At 66.1% G+C, this 17,062-nt stretch carries 13 protein-coding genes; 6 read left to right on the forward strand and 7 right to left on the reverse strand.

Annotated features, from left to right (window positions below; genetic code table 11):
* Positions 1-58: 58 nt before the first annotated feature.
* From IWX75_RS12510 to IWX75_RS12525, 4 genes are all read right to left on the reverse strand, one after another.
* Positions 59-490: an OsmC family protein gene (locus tag IWX75_RS12510; protein WP_196822572.1), complete on the reverse strand. Its 432-nt coding sequence runs from the start codon at positions 488-490 to the stop codon at positions 59-61.
* Positions 491-537: 47 nt separating this feature from the next.
* On the reverse strand, positions 538-2,364 hold the full coding sequence (sucB, locus tag IWX75_RS12515) for a 2-oxoglutarate dehydrogenase, E2 component, dihydrolipoamide succinyltransferase (protein ID WP_196822573.1): 1,827 nt from the start codon (positions 2,362-2,364) through the stop codon (positions 538-540).
* Between the two features lie 142 nt (positions 2,365-2,506).
* On the reverse strand, positions 2,507-3,889 hold the full coding sequence (lpdA, locus tag IWX75_RS12520) for a dihydrolipoyl dehydrogenase (protein WP_196822574.1): 1,383 nt from the start codon (positions 3,887-3,889) through the stop codon (positions 2,507-2,509).
* A gap of 220 nt (positions 3,890-4,109) precedes the next feature.
* Positions 4,110-5,657 (reverse strand): leucyl aminopeptidase, encoded by a 1,548-nt coding sequence (locus tag IWX75_RS12525; RefSeq protein ID WP_196822575.1) that lies wholly within the window; start codon positions 5,655-5,657, stop codon positions 4,110-4,112.
* Positions 5,658-5,897: 240 nt separating this feature from the next.
* Between IWX75_RS12525 and IWX75_RS12530 the strand changes: the two genes are divergently transcribed.
* From IWX75_RS12530 to IWX75_RS12545, 4 genes are all read left to right on the forward strand, one after another.
* A complete protein-coding gene (locus IWX75_RS12530) occupies positions 5,898-6,899 on the forward strand; it encodes a proteasome assembly chaperone family protein (protein ID WP_196822576.1) in 1,002 nt (333 codons plus the stop codon).
* Between the two features lie 11 nt (positions 6,900-6,910).
* On the forward strand, positions 6,911-8,290 hold the full coding sequence (locus IWX75_RS12535; protein WP_196822577.1) for an MFS transporter: 1,380 nt from the start codon (positions 6,911-6,913) through the stop codon (positions 8,288-8,290).
* Positions 8,291-8,399: 109 nt separating this feature from the next.
* Complete coding sequence (locus IWX75_RS12540; protein ID WP_196822578.1) at positions 8,400-9,644, forward strand: DUF4192 domain-containing protein; 1,245 nt, start codon at positions 8,400-8,402, stop codon at positions 9,642-9,644.
* A gap of 283 nt (positions 9,645-9,927) precedes the next feature.
* On the forward strand, positions 9,928-11,127 hold the full coding sequence (locus IWX75_RS12545; protein ID WP_334684317.1) for an RNA polymerase sigma factor: 1,200 nt from the start codon (positions 9,928-9,930) through the stop codon (positions 11,125-11,127).
* Between the two features lie 188 nt (positions 11,128-11,315).
* Here the strand turns inward: IWX75_RS12545 and IWX75_RS12550 are convergent, their stop codons facing one another.
* Positions 11,316-11,534 carry a DUF7455 domain-containing protein gene (locus tag IWX75_RS12550; RefSeq protein ID WP_196822579.1) on the reverse strand — a complete coding sequence of 73 codons (219 nt, stop codon included), beginning with the start codon at positions 11,532-11,534 and terminating at the stop codon, positions 11,316-11,318.
* Positions 11,535-11,761: 227 nt separating this feature from the next.
* Here IWX75_RS12550 and IWX75_RS12555 point away from each other — a divergent pair, with 227 nt between their 5' ends.
* Positions 11,762-13,870: a DNA gyrase/topoisomerase IV subunit B gene (locus IWX75_RS12555; RefSeq protein ID WP_196822580.1), complete on the forward strand. Its 2,109-nt coding sequence runs from the start codon at positions 11,762-11,764 to the stop codon at positions 13,868-13,870.
* A 1-nt stretch (position 13,871) separates the two neighbouring features.
* Here the strand turns inward: IWX75_RS12555 and IWX75_RS12560 are convergent, their stop codons facing one another.
* On the reverse strand, positions 13,872-14,861 hold the full coding sequence (locus IWX75_RS12560) for a M48 family metalloprotease (protein WP_196822581.1): 990 nt from the start codon (positions 14,859-14,861) through the stop codon (positions 13,872-13,874).
* A 7-nt stretch (positions 14,862-14,868) separates the two neighbouring features.
* Complete coding sequence (locus tag IWX75_RS12565; RefSeq protein WP_196822582.1) at positions 14,869-15,237, reverse strand: BlaI/MecI/CopY family transcriptional regulator; 369 nt, start codon at positions 15,235-15,237, stop codon at positions 14,869-14,871.
* 222 nt (positions 15,238-15,459) lie between these two features.
* On the opposite strand from IWX75_RS12565, the gene IWX75_RS12570 reads away from it, so the two are divergent.
* Positions 15,460-17,049, forward strand: coding sequence for a cytochrome ubiquinol oxidase subunit I (locus IWX75_RS12570; RefSeq protein ID WP_196822583.1), 1,590 nt, complete (start codon positions 15,460-15,462; stop codon positions 17,047-17,049).
* The last annotated feature ends 13 nt before the right edge of the window (positions 17,050-17,062 follow it).

A 17,062-nucleotide genomic window follows, 5' to 3' on the forward strand; every position in this document is an offset into this window, starting at 1 on the left:
GACAACGGAAAGCGGGCCCGGATTCCAGCTCCGGGCCCGCTTCCGTGAGGCTCGATCCCTATGACTCCAGAGTCGCCGAGAGCGTGATGTCCTTGACCGCGGCGAGTGCCTGCGACACCGGGCACCCTTCCTTCGCGTCATTGGCAAGGCGCTGGAAGTCATCCTCGGACAGGCCGGGGACGCGTGCGCTGAGCGTCAGGCGGATGGCAGTGATGCCCTTACCCGGCACGAAGTCGACTTCGGCATGCGTCTCGAGTCGGTCCGGGGTCTTGCCCTCTTCGCTCAGCGCGAGGCTGAACGCCATCGAGAAGCAGGCCGAGTGGGCAGCAGCGATGAGTTCCTCGGGACTCGTCTTTCCGCCCGCCTCTTCTGCGCGGGCCTTCCAGGTGACGTCATAGGTCCCGAGACCCGATGAATCGAGGGTCACCTGACCGGAACCGGTTGGAAGGTCACCCGACCAGACGGCGTGGGCTTTACGAACGGTAGCCATGTTTTCTCCTTGCATTGACAGGATGGAAAGGTACTGCTGGTACTTCCCTACAGCCCGAGGTCGGCCTCGAACGCGCCGGCTTCGAGCCGCGACTTGAGCGTCTGCAGGAAACGTCCCGCATCGGCGCCGTCCACCAGTCGGTGGTCGTAGGTCAGGCTGAGGTACATCATGGAGCGGATGGCGATGGTGTCCTCGCCGTCCGAGTCGGTCATGACCACGGGGCGCTTGACGATCGCCCCGGTACCCAGGATGCCGACCTGCGGCTGGTTGATGATCGGAGTGTCGAACAGTGCTCCCACCGAGCCGATATTGGTGATGGTGAAGGTTCCGCCCGACAGTTCGTCGGGTCCGATCTTCCCGCTGCGGGTGCGTGCACCGACATCGGCGATCTTCTTCGCCAGACCGCCCAGGTTGAGGTTCCCCGCATCCCGGATGACCGGAACCAGGAGGCCCTTTTCGGTATCCACCGCGATGGCGAGGTGCTCGGCGTCGTGGTAGGTCACTTCCTTCTTCTCCTCGTCGAACGAGGCGTTCAGCTTCGCGTGCTGCTTCAAGGCCTCGGTCACCGCCTTGGAGATGAAGGGCAGGAAGGTCAGCTTCGCGCCGTTCTGCGCCTGGAAGGTGGTTTTCGCCGCGGTGCGCAGGCGTGCGACACGAGTCATGTCGACCTCGATGACCTGGGTCAGCTGTGCCGAGACCTCAAGTGATTCCCGCATGCGCTTGGCGATGGTCTGGCGGATCCGCGGTGCCTTCTCCACGGTGCCGCGCAGCTTCGAGGGCTCGGCGGCGGCAGCGGCGGGGGCTGCAGGCTGCTGCGGCGCGGATGCACCGGACGGAGCGGAGGCGGCGGGCGCCGCCTCCCTTGCCTTCTGGGCTTCTGCTGCCTCCAGGACGTCCTGCTTGCGGATGCGGCCGCCGACACCGGTTCCCTTGACCGACGCCAGGTCCACCTTGCTCTGGTTGGCGAGCTTCCGCACCAGGGGAGTGACGTAGGCCGAAGCGTCGGAGGAACTGTCGGTTTCAGGCTCGGAGGACTTCGCGGGTGCTTCCGACGGTTCTGCCGGGGCTTCCTTCGCAGCGGGAGCTTCCTGAGTCGGCTGCTCGTCGGGCTCCGACGTCGAGCTCGAGCGCTGGGCTTCCTTGTCGGCTCCGGGCTTTTCCGTGGGCGCTTCGCTGCGTTCTTCCGACGGTGCTGCCGCTACCGGTTCCCCTGACCCGGCCTCGGCCTTCGCAGGTGCGGAGGGGCCCGAGCCGATGACGGCGAGCACTGCACCCACCTCGGCTGTCTCGTCCTCGTTGACCCGGATCTCCTGGAGCTTTCCGGCGACGGGGGAGGGGATTTCGGTGTCGACCTTGTCGGTCGAAACCTCGAGCAACGGCTCATCCACCTCGACGTCGTCGCCGACGGCCTTGAGCCAGCGCGTCACCGTTCCCTCGGTGACGCTCTCGCCAAGCGCGGGAAGCGTCACCTCGGTGCCCTCGGAGTTGCCGCTGTCCGGTGAGGATTCGGCCGGGGCCTCCTGCGGAGCCGGGGCCTGCTCTTCCGCTGCAGGCTCTGCAGCAGGTGCGGCTTCGGCCTGTGCCGGCGCGTCCTCGGGCGCTGCGTCGTCCGATTCACCTCCACCGGTCCCGCCTGAGCCGTCGCCGATCCTGACCAGGGGAGCGCCTACCTCGGCGGTCTCGTCCTCGGCGACGAGGATTTCCTCGATGACTCCGGCGATCGGTGAAGGAATTTCGGTGTCGACCTTGTCGGTCGACACCTCCAGCAGCGGCTCGTCAACCTCGACGCGGTCACCGACCTGCTTGAGCCATCGCGTCACGGTGCCCTCAGTGACGCTTTCACCGAGAGCGGGTAAGTTCACGGATTCAGACATAGTGTCCCCGTTTCTCCTTATTTAGTTCGATCCTTGGCAGCTGGGCGACCAGCGGTGCCGGATCAGCTGAGGTTGCTGTGGTGCATTATCTGCGAGCTTAGTCCACCCGCACCCGACCGGGAGCGGGTGGACGGGGGACGGCTCAGCCGTGAAGGGGTTTGCCGGCGAGGGCCAGGTGCGCCTCGCCCAGGGCCTCGTTCTGGGTGGGGTGTGCGTGGATGAGTGAAGCGACGTCCTCGGGGTATGCCTCCCAGTTCACGATGAGCTGCGCCTCGCCGATCTGCTCGCCCATCCGGCTACCGAGCATGTGGATGCCCACGATCGGTCCATCCTTCTCCCGCACGACCTTCACGAGGCCGCCGGTGCCGATGATCGAGCTCTTGCCGTTGCCGGCGAGGTTGTACTCGGCGGTCTCCACGCGGTCGTCGCCGAGCTTTTCGCGGGCGGCCTTCTCGGTGTAGCCGACGGACGCGATTTCAGGATCGCTGTAGGTCACCTTGGGAATGTTGATGTCCTCGACGATCACCGGCTTCAGCCCGGCGATCTCCTCGGCGACGAAGATGCCCTGTTGGAACCCTCGGTGGGCCAGCTGGAGGCCGGGCACGATGTCACCGACGGCATAGATGTTGCCCACGCCCGTGTGGAGGCGCTCGTTGGTGAGAACGTAGCCGCGGTCCATGTTGAGTCCGGCTTCCTCGTAGCCGAGGCCGTCCGTGACGGGCCCGCGGCCGACGGCGACGAGCATCAGGTCCGCCTCGAAGGTCTTGCCGTCCTCGAGGGTGGCCTTCACACCGCCGTCATTCTGCTCGACGCCCTTGAACCGCGTGCCGGTGTTGAACTTGATGCCGCGCTTCTTGAACGCCCGCTCGAAGCCCTTGACGATCGCAGCATCCTCGTTCGGCACCAGGGAGGGCAGCGCCTCGATGATGGTGACGTCGACGCCGAACGAGGTCCATACCGAGGCGAACTCGCAGCCGATGACGCCGCCGCCGAGGATGATCACGCTCTTGGGGACGAAGTCCATGGTCAGGGCCTGGTCCGAGGTGATGACCTTGCCGCCGATTTCGAGGCCGGGCAGCGTCTTGGAGAAGGAACCCGTTGCCAGGATGATGTTCTTGCCGGTGTAGGAGGTGCCGTTGACCTCGACCGTGTTCTGGGAGGTGAGTTTGCCTGCGCCTTCGATGACGGTGATGCCCTTGGACTTGATGAGCCCCTGCAGCCCGCGGTACTTGCCGGCGATGATGCCGTCCTTGTACGCGTTCACGGCCGGCATGTCGATGGAGTCCAGTGACGCTTTGACGCCGTATTTCGCGGCATCGCGGGCGCCGTCGGCGATTTCGGCCGAGTGCAGCAGTGCCTTCGTGGGAATGCAGCCGTTGTGGAGGCAGGTACCACCCAGCTTGCCCTTCTCGATCAGGCCAACGGTCTGGCCGAGCTGCACGGCGCGAAGCGCCGCGGCATAGCCACCGCTTCCCCCACCGAGTACCAGGATGTCGAATTCTTGCGCAGGTGCCGTTTCGGCCACTTTGACGCTCCCTCGCGTGATCTGTGACGCATGTGAGCGCGTCGGTCGGTGATTCTGGCCAAGTGCCAGGCGATCAGGTTTCACCCTATCCCCACATCACCCGTGCATCCACTTGCTAACCGAATTCCGGGCCTCCAGTGTGGCCAGCATCACCTGGGTAAGCCTCTGGAGCTGCAGGGCTTCGTGCCCGGCAGCTCCAGAGGGCAGTACCGTGCCGTTCCTAGGCGGCCCGGGCGAGGACGTCCTCGATGTAGGCGAGCAGCGTCCGCACCCCGACGCCGGTTCCCGACTTCGGGGTGTAGCCGTACGCCGAACCCTCGTTGAACGCGGGCCCCGCGATGTCCAGGTGGGCCCAGGGAATTTTCTCCCCGTCCACCTGGCCCACGAACTCGCGCAGGAAGACAGCGGCGGTCATCATCCCGCCGTTGCGTTCGCCGATGTTCGCAATATCGGCCACCTGCGAGTCCAGGCTCGCGCGGAGCTCCTCGGGGAGCGGCATCGGCCAGAACTGCTCGCCGGCGCGGTCCGCTGCGGCCTTGACGGCGTCGCGTACTCCGTCGTCGCCCATGACTCCCGATACGCGGTTGCCCAGGGCGATCATCTGGGCGCCCGTCAGGGTGGCGATGTCGATGATCGCGTCCGGAGCTTCCTCGCTGGCGGCGGCGAGGCCGTCGGCGAGGACGAGGCGTCCCTCGGCGTCGGTGTTGAGGACCTCCACGGTGCGGCCCCCGAAGATCGTCAGGACGTCCTCGGGCCGTTGGGCTGTGCCCGAGGGCATGTTCTCGGCGAGGCACAGCCATGCCGTGACCTTGGCGGGAAGGCCGAGTTCGGCAACAGCAAGGAGGGTGTTCAGGACGACCGCGGCACCTGCCATGTCGAGCTTCATGGTCTGCATGCCGGCTGCCGGCTTGAGGGACAGTCCGCCCGAGTCGAAGGTGATGCCCTTGCCGACCAGGGCGAGGTGGACCTGGAACTTGGCCGGGGAGTATTCCACCTTGACCATCCGGGGCGGCCGGGACGATCCCTTGCCGACGCCCAGGATTCCGCCGTAACCGTCGCGCTCAAGCCTTTTCTCGTCCATCACGGTGACCTTGACAGGGAGACCCTTCGCGAGATCCTTGGCGGCCTGGGCGAACGTCTCGGGGTAGAGGTGGCTCGGCGGCTGGTTCACCAGCGATCGCGTGGCATTCACGTTCCTGCCCAGCACCGTGGCCCGCCGCAGGGCGTCCTGCAGCGTGGAGTCCTGCGCGCACTCGCAGTACACGATGACGTTCTTGACCGCGCCCGTGTCCTCTTTCGGTGCTGCAGTGCCGTCCGCTCCGATTCCCGACCGGTAGCCTTCATAGGCGTAGGCGCCCAGGGCCGCGCCCTCGGCGACGGCAGCCGCTTCGGCGACGGAGGGGGAGGGAAGGGCGACGACGACCGTCTCGACTCCCGCGAGCTGGCGGATGGCGGCGCCGGCGGCCCGCCGCAGGGTCTCCGCCGGCAGGCCGTGTCCGGGTTGTGCCCGTCCCACGCCCGTCAGGACCAGGGAGTCGGCGCCGGTCTCGGGCAACCCCGGAAGGCGCCGCACCTCATCAGCGGCACCGGTGATTCCCAGGACCGAAAGCGAATCATTGAGTGCCCTGGCGGCTTTGGCAGGCAGGGCGGAGCCGAGAAGGACCGGCCCGTCAGGTCCCTTGGCCACACCGATCACCAAGGCGTCGCTGGGAATCTTCCTCAGGTCCTTCGACGCGGCTGTCAGGTTAAGTTCGCTTGCTTTGATCACGAAGCTGCTTCCTCATTTCCGGATGGTTGCCCGCGGATTTTCCAGGATCGGGCGTGGGCTGTCCTTTCGATCGTAGTCTCTTGTCGTTGGTGGACTTCCGCCGGCCGGAACGGCGGGCGCGCCGCGGAGGCACGGAATGAAACGGGTCGTCCCGGGCGTTAGCTAACTACGGGCGCCGTGGGCGTCCTATCACTTGACTGCCGCCGGGCGCGGCAGATGCAGGGAGGCAGGGAGAAAGCAATGCTGGAGCCACGGACACTGTTCAATGTCAATGCGGAGATCTATGATGACCCCGCGCTGCGGGGTCTGCCGCTACTGGCGAGCCTGAGCGGGTTCGTCGACGCCGGGCACGTCGTGTCGCAGGTCAGCGAAGAGCTGCTCGAGATCCTTGCCTCCGAGACCGTGGCCGTGTTCGACGCCGACCAGTTGATCGACTACCGCAACCGGCGCCCGCGAATCACCTTCGCCGAAGACCACCTGACCGATTACCAGCCGCCCCGCCTCGAGCTCCACCGGTTGCATGACGGACTCGGTGAGCCCTTCCTGCTGCTGACTGGTTTCGAGCCCGACCTGCAGTGGGAGCGTTTCATCAGCGCCGTCCTGCTCATCGTCGAGGAGCTCGAGATCCCACTGCTGTCCTGGATCCACGCCATTCCGATGCCCGTTCCGCATACGCGGCCCATCGGTGTCACCGTGCACGGGAACCGCCTGGACCTCATCGATGGCATGAATGCCTGGCGGCCGACGGCCGAACTGCAGGCGTCGATCGGCCACCTGCTGGAGTTGAGGCTCATCGAAGCCGGGCACGACGTCGTCGGGCACGTGGTGCACGTCCCCCACTACCTCGCGGAGGCCGAGTATCCGCCCGCCGCGGTTGCCGGCCTGGAATATCTCGGGGCCTCAGCCGGACTCATGCTCCCCACCGACCGGTTGCGGGAAACCGGGCGCGACGTCGAGCGCCAGATAGCTCGGCAGGTCGACGGATCCTCCGAGGTGCAGTCAGTGGTGACTAATCTCGAGCGGAAGTACGACGAGCATGCCGGAAGCACCGAGCGCAGATCCCTCCTCGTGAAGGAGAACAGCGAACTGGCCAGTGCCGAGGAGCTCGGTGCCGCCGTCGAGGCCTATCTTGCAAGTCCCCGGGCGGAAGAGGAGTCGACGCTCCTCTGGGAGGCGGCGAACGAGCCGGACATGCCGGGTGCGACGGACGACGACGGTGGGGAAGACAGCCCTGTGCGTTGAATAATGGGCAGGTGAGCGGATCCCGTAACCATCGTGCGTATGTTGTGTGGGCGGCGGGCGTCTGCGCCTACCTCGTCGCAGTGACCCAGCGGACCACCTTCGGTGTGGCGGGGATCGAGGCGACCGAGCGGTTCGGTGCGACGGCGTCACAGCTGGCGGTTTTCACCGTGGTGCAGCTGCTGGTCTATGCGGCCCTGCAGATCCCCGTGGGGGTGCTGGTGGACCGCTGGGGTTCGCGCGCCCTGATCGTGGGCGGCGCCCTGCTGATGATGCTCGGGCAGCTGCAGTTGGCTTTCGCCGATTCCGTGGGCGCCGGCATCGTGGGGAGGCTTCTGGTGGGTGCCGGTGACGCCACCACCTTCATCTCGGTGCTCCGGCTGCTCCCGGCGTGGTTCGAACCGCGGAGGATTCCGGTCCTGACACAGTGGACCGGCATCATCGGCCAGCTCGGCCAGATCATGTCGGTCGTGCCCTTCGTGGCTGTCCTTTCGACGTTCGGCTGGACACCCGCGTTCCTGGCGGCGGCGTCGCTTTCCCTCCTCGCTTTCGTGCTGGCCCTGACCCTGATCCGCGACAGCCCGCAGCGGAAGAGCGGAGGCGTCCCTCCCACGCTTCGGCAGACCGGCGTCTCGCTTGCCGAAGCCTGGCGGCAGCCCGGTACCCGCCTCGGACTGTGGTCCCACTTCACCATCCAATTCCCCGGCACGGTCTTCGTCCTGATGTGGGGTTACCCCTACCTCGTCAGCGCCGAAGGCGTGGAGGAAGGTGCGGCGTCAGCACTGATGACGCTCTTCGTGGCTGTCGGGATCATCTGCGGCCCGATCCTCGGACGTTACGTGGCGCGCCACCCGTTGCGGAGGTCCACCATGGTGCTGGCCATTGCGGGGGCCATCACGCTCGGCTGGCTCCTGGTGCTCCTGCATGCCGGCCCTGCGCCGTACTGGCTCCTGGCGCTGCTCGTCGTGGCGCTGGCAATCGGCGGTCCGGGGTCGATGATCGCCTTCGATTTCGCCCGAACCTTCAACCCTTCCACGCGGGTCGGCACCGCGACCGGCATCGTCAACATCGGCGGCTTCGCCGCGTCGCTCGTATCGATGTACGTCATCGGAGTGGTCCTCGACATCCTGCTGGCCTCGGGTTTCTCGGAAGGCAGGCTGTACTCGCTGGCCTCGTTCCGGCTCGCGCTCGCAACCCAGCTGGTGTTCCTTGTGCTGGGTGCCGGCGCCACGCTCGTCGCCCGGCGGAGGGTCCGGCGGCAGCTCGCGACCCAGGGCGTCGTCGTCCCGCCGATCCGGCAGGCCGTCGCGCGGGAGCGGGCTCGGCGGAGGCGGGAGAAAGCCCTGCGGCGGCTCCCGGAGCCGCCGGGCAGTGGGCGCCCGGGACAGTCCTGAGCCGGAATCTCCCGGCGTCGCGATCGGTTCGTCCTTCCTGCGGCACCGAAGTATCCACATAGGGCAGTGGCCGCTGTTTCGGGCGGTGCCGACGGAGGAGGGTCGGGGCATGACCACATCTCCTTCGCCCCTCAGCATCACCTCGCCGGCAGACATCCTGTCCTATGTACCTCATGCCCTCGGGTTCGTTCCGTTCGAGAGCCTCGTCGTCATGACGATGACCGGCAGACGGGTCGGGGCCACCCTTCGGGTTGACCTCCCGAAGGCGGACGGAAACGCAGCGGCGTTCGCCGACGGAGTGTGCTCATTCCTCAGTTCCGACGACACGGCTGACGGTTCCCTGATGATGCTCTACACCGCCGCAGGATGGGAACGGCCCGACGACCCACCGTACGGAACGGTGGTCAAAGCCCTCGGTTCCGCACTGGAGGCTGCGGGCCTCCACCTGCGCGACGGTTGGCTCGTCTCACCCTCGACCTGGCGCGACTACTTCTGTGCAGACCCGCAGTGCTGCCCCTGGCCGGGACACCCACTGGAGGTGGTGGCCGACAGCGCGCTGAATGCCGAGCTCATCTACGAGGGCAGTTCATTCGCGCCGTCGGTGGACGCGGCAGTCCACCTGGCAGCAGCCGCCGCGCCGGTTCCGCAGACGACGGCGAACGTGGCGCTGGCCCGTGCGGAGTACGCTGCGCTCTGTGAGGGCCGGTGGCTGGAAGCAGGCCAGTTCCGCGCAACGGTCGAGCTCTGGGAAGCAGTGATCGACCTGCCGCTACCCCTTGAGTGCAGGGAAAAGCCTGACGTCGCAGGCTTCCTTCTCGCCAGCCTGGGCTCGAAGACGATCCGGGATTTCCTCCTCGTCAGCAGCTGTCTGGGTCTTGGAAGCGCTGTCCGTGGGGCCCGGGCCTGCGCGCTGCTCGAGGAACGATATCCGGCAGCGTCACCGGTGGTACCGGCGCTCGGAAGCCTTCGGCGGAACGGCGGAGTCCGTGATACGTCCGTCTGGGATGCGCCGTCCTCGAGGGCGGACGCACTTCAGCTCAGCGACTTGCTGTCGGGGAATTACGAGGGTGCGATCATCTGGAGCAGGGTCGACGCCGTGCACGCACTCCTGACGGGGCTATCCCCGGTCTCGACCGGCGAGGGGAAGGCCGCACTGTGCTCGATGCTGGCGTGGATCGAATTCGCACGGGGGCGGGGCTCACGCGCCTGCGTGCACCTCGCGGAGGCAGAGGAGGCTGCGCCCGATTACCGCCTGGCAAGGCTGCTTTCCGAACTGATCTCCAGGGGTGGAATGCCTGCATGGGCAAGGAAACGCAGCTCGGCGTGGGCCCCGCCGCACCGGCAGGCGGGGTGAGGTGAAAAACCCGGGAGCCCGACCCTCGAGATTTCCAGGACGCGGGCATCTCGTGCGACAATGGGGGTTGAGACCCGGTCGGGTCCGTGCACCAATTGGAGGACTGCGCAGTACCCGCTGAAGCCTGGAAAGCTGAAGGTGGCGGGAATAGCGCAGGCAGAAGGCGGGTTCCAACAAGGAACCCCGCCTGACCGATGCCATTGGAAGAAGCTACGGACTTGACAGGGTCATAGTGGTGTTGTCCCCTTGACGGCACCGCACACCGCCGTATGAAAGGTTCTCTGTGTCGGTCAAGAAGACAGCAGCACCGGTTTCGGTCGAAACCGGTTCCACCACCACCAAGCGTCGGGCAGCGCCCAAGAAGGCCGCCTCCGCCAAGACGCCGGTGAAGGCTTCAACCGCTGCCCTGAGCCCGGACGAGGCGCTGGATGCCGTTGCGGATCCACAGGCCGAGCCGGAGGCCGAAGAGATCAAGCCCGAGGTCGCCGAAGCCGAAACCGGCTCGACGACCGGGTTCGTCTACTCCGACGCGGACGACGACGACGCCCCCGCGCAGCAGGTGGTTTCAGCCGGCGCCACGGCCGACCCTGTCAAGGACTACCTCAAGCAGATCGGCAAGGTCGCGCTCCTCAACGCGGAGCAGGAAGTGGATCTTGCGCTGCGCATCGAGGCCGGCCTGTTCGCCGAGGACAAGATCAACGCCAATCCGGGGATGGACGCCAAGCTCCGCAGGGAACTCGAATGGGTCATCCACGACGGGAAGCGCGCCAAGAACCACCTCCTTGAGGCGAACCTCCGCCTGGTGGTGTCACTGGCGAAGCGTTACACCGGACGCGGCATGCTCTTCCTGGACCTCATCCAGGAAGGGAACCTGGGGCTCATCCGCGCGGTCGAGAAGTTCGACTACACGAAGGGCTTCAAGTTCTCCACCTACGCCACGTGGTGGATCCGCCAGGCCATCACCCGAGCCATGGCCGACCAGGCAAGGACCATCCGTATTCCGGTCCACATGGTCGAGGTCATCAACAAGCTCGCACGGGTCCAGCGGCAGATGCTGCAGGACCTCGGGCGCGAGCCCACTCCCGAGGAGCTGGCCCTCGAGCTCGACATGACGCCGGAAAAGGTCGTCGAGGTGCAGAAGTACGGCCGCGAGCCGATCTCGCTGCACACGCCCCTCGGCGAGGACGGTGACTCCGAGTTCGGTGACCTCATCGAGGATTCCGAGGCAGTGGTCCCGGCGGACGCGGTGAGTTTCACACTGCTCCAGGAGCAGCTCCATTCGGTGCTCGACACCCTTTCGGAACGCGAGGCCGGGGTGGTCGCCATGCGGTTCGGCCTGACCGACGGACAGCCGAAGACTCTGGACGAGATCGGCAAGGTCTACGGCGTAACCCGCGAGCGGATTCGCCAGATCGAATCGAAGACGATGTCCAAGCTGCGCCACCCGTCGCGGTCGCAGGTGCTGCGGGACTACCTGGACTAGGGTTCAGGTTCGCCTCCGCCGGTCCGGTGCTGCCTGACTCCCGGCAGGAGGAAGATCAACTGGAGCATTAACCACTGGAGGCCCCCTCGATACGAGGGGGCCTCCAGTGGTTGGTACGGTTCCGTCATTCCGGCCGGACGTGCACCGGAGCCGTCGGGGGAAGCCTGCTGCCAGCCTGTTGCCTGCTCCTAGGCAATAACCGCAGGCTTCTCACGAAGCCGCTGGGTCTCGTCCTGCCACTCCGACGTGAGCGGCTTGAGGTTCGACTCGACCGCCCGCGCGTGATGGCCGCAGAAGAGAAGCTCGCCACCGGAGGTCTGAAGGACTGCCCGAACGTAGGCCTGGGCGCCGCAGCGGTCGCAGCGGTCCAGGGCGGTTAGTTCGCGTGTTGCTACTGCAGTGGACATGAATGCCTCCTCGTGTGGATCGTCTTCCCATATAACCATCATTCGTCGCTGATCCTTCCTCGGCTGGGTGTCCTTTCGCTCCGGGCGTACCAGCGAACCAGCCGGACGGTCGGCGGACCGGCCAGCCTGTCCGGGCTTGGGGGAGCCGGGTCATAAACTGGCTGGTGATACGACACGCCGCACGCCGGCACCGCCATGCCCCCATTTCTCGAGGAGATCATCCACCCGTGGCCCCACCAAGTTCCGATTACACAGCGCGGCACCTCTCAGTCCTCGAGGGGCTCGAAGCCGTTCGTAAGAGGCCAGGCATGTACATCGGGTCGACGGACTCCCGGGGACTGATGCATTGTCTCTGGGAGATCATTGACAACTCCGTCGACGAGGCGCTTGCCGGTTTCGGCCAGAGCATCACGGTCATCCTCCACTCCGACGGCTCAGTGGAGATCCACGACGATGGCCGGGGCATTCCCGTCGACGCCGAACCGAAGACCGGGCTCAGTGGAGTCGAAGTGGTCTTCACGAAGCTCCATGCGGGCGGCAAGTTCGGCGGTGGGTCCTACACGGCCTCCGGAGGCCTGCACGGTGTCGGTGCCAGCGTCGTCAATGCCCTGTCCGCACGGCTGGACGTCTTCGTGGACCGCGGGAGCAAGACCTACAAGATGTCATTCCGCCGTGGAGAGCCCGGCCGGTTCAAGGACGGCAAGACACTCTCGCCCACCGCCGAGTTCCAACCGTTCCTCGATGAATCCCGCCTCGAAGTGGTCGGTACGGCAAAGCGGGGTGTCACCGGAACCCGGGTCCGCTACTGGGCCGACCGCCAGATCTTCACCCAGGACGCCAAATTCTCCTACGAGGAGCTCCAGGCTCGGGCCCGCCAGACCTCTTTCCTGGTGCCGGGGCTCCGCATCACGCTCCGCGACGAACGCAGGCTGCCGGGCTCCGCGGGTGAAGCGGGTCCGGTGGAGGAGGTTTTCCAGCACGACGGCGGCATCTCCGAATACGCCGAGTTCCTCGCCGCGGACGCTGCAGTGACCGACGTCTGGCGGATTCACGGATCGGGCCGTTTCAAGGAGTCGGTTCCAGTGCTCGATGAGCGCGGGCACAGCCACATGACTGAGGTCGAGCGCGAGTGCGACGTCGACATCGCGCTGCGCTGGGGCATCGGGTACGAGACCACGGTGCGCAGCTATGTCAATATCATCGCCACCCCGAAGGGCGGCACCCATCAGAGCGGCTTCGAGCAGGCACTCCTCAAGACCTTCCGCAAGGTCATCGAGGCAAACGCGCGCAAGCTGAAGGCCGGCGGTGACAAGATCGAGAAGGATGACGTTTTCGCCGGCCTGACCGCCGTCCTGACCGTGCGACTCGCCGAGCCGCAATTCGAGGGTCAAACCAAGGAGATCCTCGGCACATCAGCGGTGCGGGCCATCGTCGCGAAAGTGGTCGAGAAGGAGATCCAGGCCCGGCTCAACTCGACAGCCCGCCACGACAAACCGCAGTCGGCCATGCTTCTCGAGAAAGTGGTCGCCGAGATGAAGTCCCGCATCTCGGCACGCGTGCACAAGGAGACCCAACGGCGGAAGAATGCCCTGGAGACCTCCTCGATGCCGTCCAAGCTCGCCGACTGCCGGATTGATGATGCGGAGCGCTCCGAACTGTTCATCGTGGAGGGCGACAGCGCGCTCGGTACCGCGAAGTTGGCGCGGTCCTCGGACTATCAGGCGCTACTGCCTATCCGTGGCAAGATCCTGAACGTGCAGAAAGCCTCGGTAGGGGACATGCTGTCCAATGCCGAGTGTGCGGCCCTGATCCAGGTGGTGGGCGCGGGCTCCGGTCGCAGCTTCCAGCTCGACGCGCGCCGCTACGGCAAGGTGATCCTGATGACCGACGCGGATGTGGACGGCGCCCATATCCGCACCCTTTTGTTGACACTCTTCTTCCGGTACATGCGTCCTCTGGTGACCGCCGGCCGGGTATATGCCGCGGTACCTCCGCTCCATCGCGTCGAGGTGATCAACGCCGGATCCAAGCCCAATGAGATGGTCTACACCTACTCGGAGAACGAACTGCACCGGCTCCTTGCGGCGATGGAGAAGTCGGGCAAGCGCTTCAAGGAACCCATCCAGCGTTACAAGGGACTCGGCGAGATGGACGCAGGGCAGCTCGCGGAGACCACCATGGACCCCCGTCACCGGACGTTGCGCCGCGTCCGCATCCAGGAGGCGGAGTCCGCCGAACGCGTGTTCGATCTTCTGATGGGTAGCGACGTCGCACCGCGGAAGGACTTCATCGTCGCCGGGGCTGCCAGCCTGGACCGGGAACGCATCGACGCCTGACTCAGCCCAGCAGCTCCGGCACGACCAGGAGGATGGGCGGCACGGTCAGCAACAGGGCGGCCGTGCCCAGGACGGTGCCGCGCTGCAGGATGGACAGCGGCGGCAGGGGACTCAGGAGCCTGCGGAGGCGCTGGGCCGTCGCCTCGACGGTGCTCGCTGTCCCGGGGTCGAACGCCGGCAGCGCAGTGAGCGCCAGAGGTTCCGGAGGGGTTTGCCATTCTTCGCCGGACACCGGTGGAGGCGAACCTGAGGCGACGATGGCGATAGCGCGCACCAGTGTGGCTTCCTTGACGTGCTTCAACGCCTCGTCATCCGCGAGCATCTCGATCAGCTCGTTGACCGAGCGCTGCGCCAGCTGGGAGGTCGGCAGCCACGGTAGCGCCGCACGCCATGCAGCGAAGGCCCAGAGCAGCAGGTGGTGCCGCTGGTGGAGGTGGGCGCGTTCGTGGGTGAGCACGGCGTCGAGCTCTTCACGGGACAGAAGGTCCAGGAGGCCGTCGGACAGTACCGTCACCGACCGGGCTCCGCCGGGAAGGCAATAGGCCACCGGGGCCGGGTGGTTGATGACGAGGGTCGCGGGATTGTCGAGCGCAGGTGAACTGAGCAGCTCGAGGAGGTCCCGGTGGCGGCGGCGCTGGCGCCGGATCCGAACGAAGGTCAGCATCAGGGTGAAGATCAGGTGCGCGCCGAGGAGGAAAGCCGCGCTGAGCGCGAAGACATGTACGACGCCGAGTGTCTCGGCCGGGCGCTGGTTCCTGGCAACGTCCCAGAAACCGCCGGCTGCCGACACGAGGTTGTCACCGAGCGGCTCGAGACCCCACACGAGCATGGCGCCGATCATGGACAGGCCGCCGGCAAGGGCTATCGATTGCCAGAGCACCATGGCAGTGAACGGGGCGCGCGCCGGCCACCTTGCCCGGGAGAGCGCAATGGGCGCGGGCCGTGCGAGGATGATCGCGAGCGCAGCCAGCAGGTAGGACGCCCAGAACACGGGCGGGTCAGCTGCCGCCGAGCAGCTTGCGGAGTGTCTGTGCTTCAGTTTCGGAGACGCTGCCGATGAAGCGCGCAAGCACCGCTTCCCGGTCCGGCGCGGTGACGAGGACCTCGTGCATCAGCTCCGCTGTGTGGGCTTCACGGCTGGTGACCGACTTGTACCGGTGGGGTCGGCTGTTCCGCCCGCGTTCCACCAGGCCCTTCTTCTCGAGCCGGGAGAGGACGGTGAGAACCGTCGTGACCGCCAGTTCGCGACCCGTCTCGCCTGATGGTGCCTCGGCGATTGCGTCCCGCAGTTCGTTTGCAGTAAGTGCCTCCGGCGTGGCCCACAGCAGTTCCATCACCGTGCGTTCGAGATCTCCGAGCGTTGCCATGTTCTTCCTTGTTTTTCGATCAGTTCGCGATTCACACTTCCGGCGGGGCCGGATCCGCCCCGTAGGAGGCAAAGTTCATGAACCTAACCTACAGGCTTCCGGCAGGGATTTCTACTCTTTGTAGAAAACGCCCCACTTTTATTCTACGATGTGTAGAAGAACTTCTTCTACACGCTGTAGAAGTCTGGGAGTACCAACGTAAGGCGTACGCGGAAGGGTCCTATGGAAGCCTTGGAAATTGCCCGATGGCAATTCGGAATCACCACTGTCTACCACTTCCTCATGGTCCCGCTGACCATCGGGCTCGGGCTCCTTGTCGCAGGCATGCAGACGATGTGGCACCGCACCGGCCAGGAGCAGTACCTCCGGATGACGAAGTTCTGGGGGAAGCTTTTCCTCATCAATTTCATCCTGGGAGTGGCGACGGGCCTGGTGCAGGAGTTCCAGTTCGGAATGGCCTGGAGTGAGTACAGCCGCTTCGTCGGCGATGTCTTCGGCGCTCCGCTCGCGATGGAGGCGCTGCTCGCATTCTTCGTCGAATCGACCTTCCTCGGTCTGTGGATCTTCGGATGGGGCCGCCTGCCCAAGCTCATCCATTTGCTCTGCCTGTGGGCCGCAGTCCTCGCATCGGTCTTCTCCGCGTACTTCATCCTGGTGGCCAACTCCTGGATGCAGCACCCCGTCGGCGTCGAGATGGTCGATGGCCGCCCGGTCATGGTCGATGCGTGGGCGGTCTTCACCAACAACACGGCCCTCGTGGCCTTCCCGCACTCCGTGTTCGGTGCGCTTGCTGTGGCCGGTGCGTTCCTCCTCGGCATCAGCTGGTACCACCTCTGGAAGCGGCGCTTCGACGGCCTGGACACGGTGGGTGCCGACGGCCGCGTCGTCGTCGGTGACGACACGGCAGCTGCCCGCTCCCGCGATGCGGTGGACCACGGGGTCTGGCTGCGATCGGCACGGGCCGGCGCAGTCGTCGCAATGATCGCCTTCGCGGGCACCGCGATCACCGGAGACCTCCAGGGCAAGCTGATGTTCGACCAGCAGCCCATGAAGATGGCGGCGGCCGAGGCGGCCTGCCACGACGGCACGGGCTTCTCCATCCTCTCGGTCGGCAACCTCGGGGCCCAGAGCTGTGACGACATCACTGCCGTGATCGAGGTTCCAGGGGTGCTGTCCTTCCTCGCGAATGGTGACTTCACCACCGAGGTCAAGGGCGTCAACACGCTTCTCCCCGAGTACCAGGAGAAGTACGGCACTACCCTGCCCGATGACCCCATCTACGGCGAGCGCGCCGGCAGCGAGATCGACTACCTTCCGGTGATGGAGGTCACCTACTGGGGGTTCCGCATCATGATCGGGTTCGGTGCCATCGCGGCCGCCGCTGCCGGAGCCGCGCTCTGGGTGCTGCGCAGGGGCACCGTGCCTGCGTCTCGGGGGCTCATGCGACTGGCCGTGGTCGGCATCCTTGCGCCCTTCGGCGCGAACTCCGCCGGCTGGATTTTCACGGAGATGGGCCGCCAGCCCTTCGTCGTCGCACCGAACCCCGACCCGTCCGGCGTCGACAGCGTCTTCATGTTCACTGCCGCAGCTGTCTCGCCGGGCGTCTCGCTCGCCGAACTGGTGGTCTCGCTCATTGCGCTGACCGGTGTGTACGCCGTCCTGCTGGTCGTGGAGGTCAGGCTCCTCGTCACCTATGTACGGGGCGGGGTGGCATCCGCGATGCCCGAACTCAGCCACGACGCCGCCGACGGCGAGGGCGCCGGGGATACCGGCAGGAAGGACGACGGCGATGTCCTTGCCTTCGCCTACTGACCCGATGTGCCCC

This window comes from Arthrobacter sp. CAN_A6, from assembly GCF_015751715.1.
Lineage (GTDB): Bacteria > Actinomycetota > Actinomycetes > Actinomycetales > Micrococcaceae > Arthrobacter_D.

Bases quoted from the DNA above. Each gene is read 5' to 3' on its own strand.
- IWX75_RS12510 (WP_196822572.1), bottom strand. From the start codon at position 490: ATGGCTACCGTTCGTAAAGCCCACGCCGTCTGGTCGGGTGACCTTCCA.
- sucB (WP_196822573.1), bottom strand. From the start codon at position 2,364: ATGTCTGAATCCGTGAACTTACCCGCTCTCGGTGAAAGCGTCACTGAG.
- IWX75_RS12530 (WP_196822576.1), top strand. From the start codon at position 5,898: ATGCTGGAGCCACGGACACTGTTCAATGTCAATGCGGAGATCTATGAT.
- IWX75_RS12540 (WP_196822578.1), top strand. From the start codon at position 8,400: ATGACCACATCTCCTTCGCCCCTCAGCATCACCTCGCCGGCAGACATC.
- IWX75_RS12550 (WP_196822579.1), bottom strand. From the start codon at position 11,534: ATGTCCACTGCAGTAGCAACACGCGAACTAACCGCCCTGGACCGCTGC.
- IWX75_RS12565 (WP_196822582.1), bottom strand. From the start codon at position 15,237: ATGGCAACGCTCGGAGATCTCGAACGCACGGTGATGGAACTGCTGTGG.
- IWX75_RS12570 (WP_196822583.1), top strand. From the start codon at position 15,460: ATGGAAGCCTTGGAAATTGCCCGATGGCAATTCGGAATCACCACTGTC.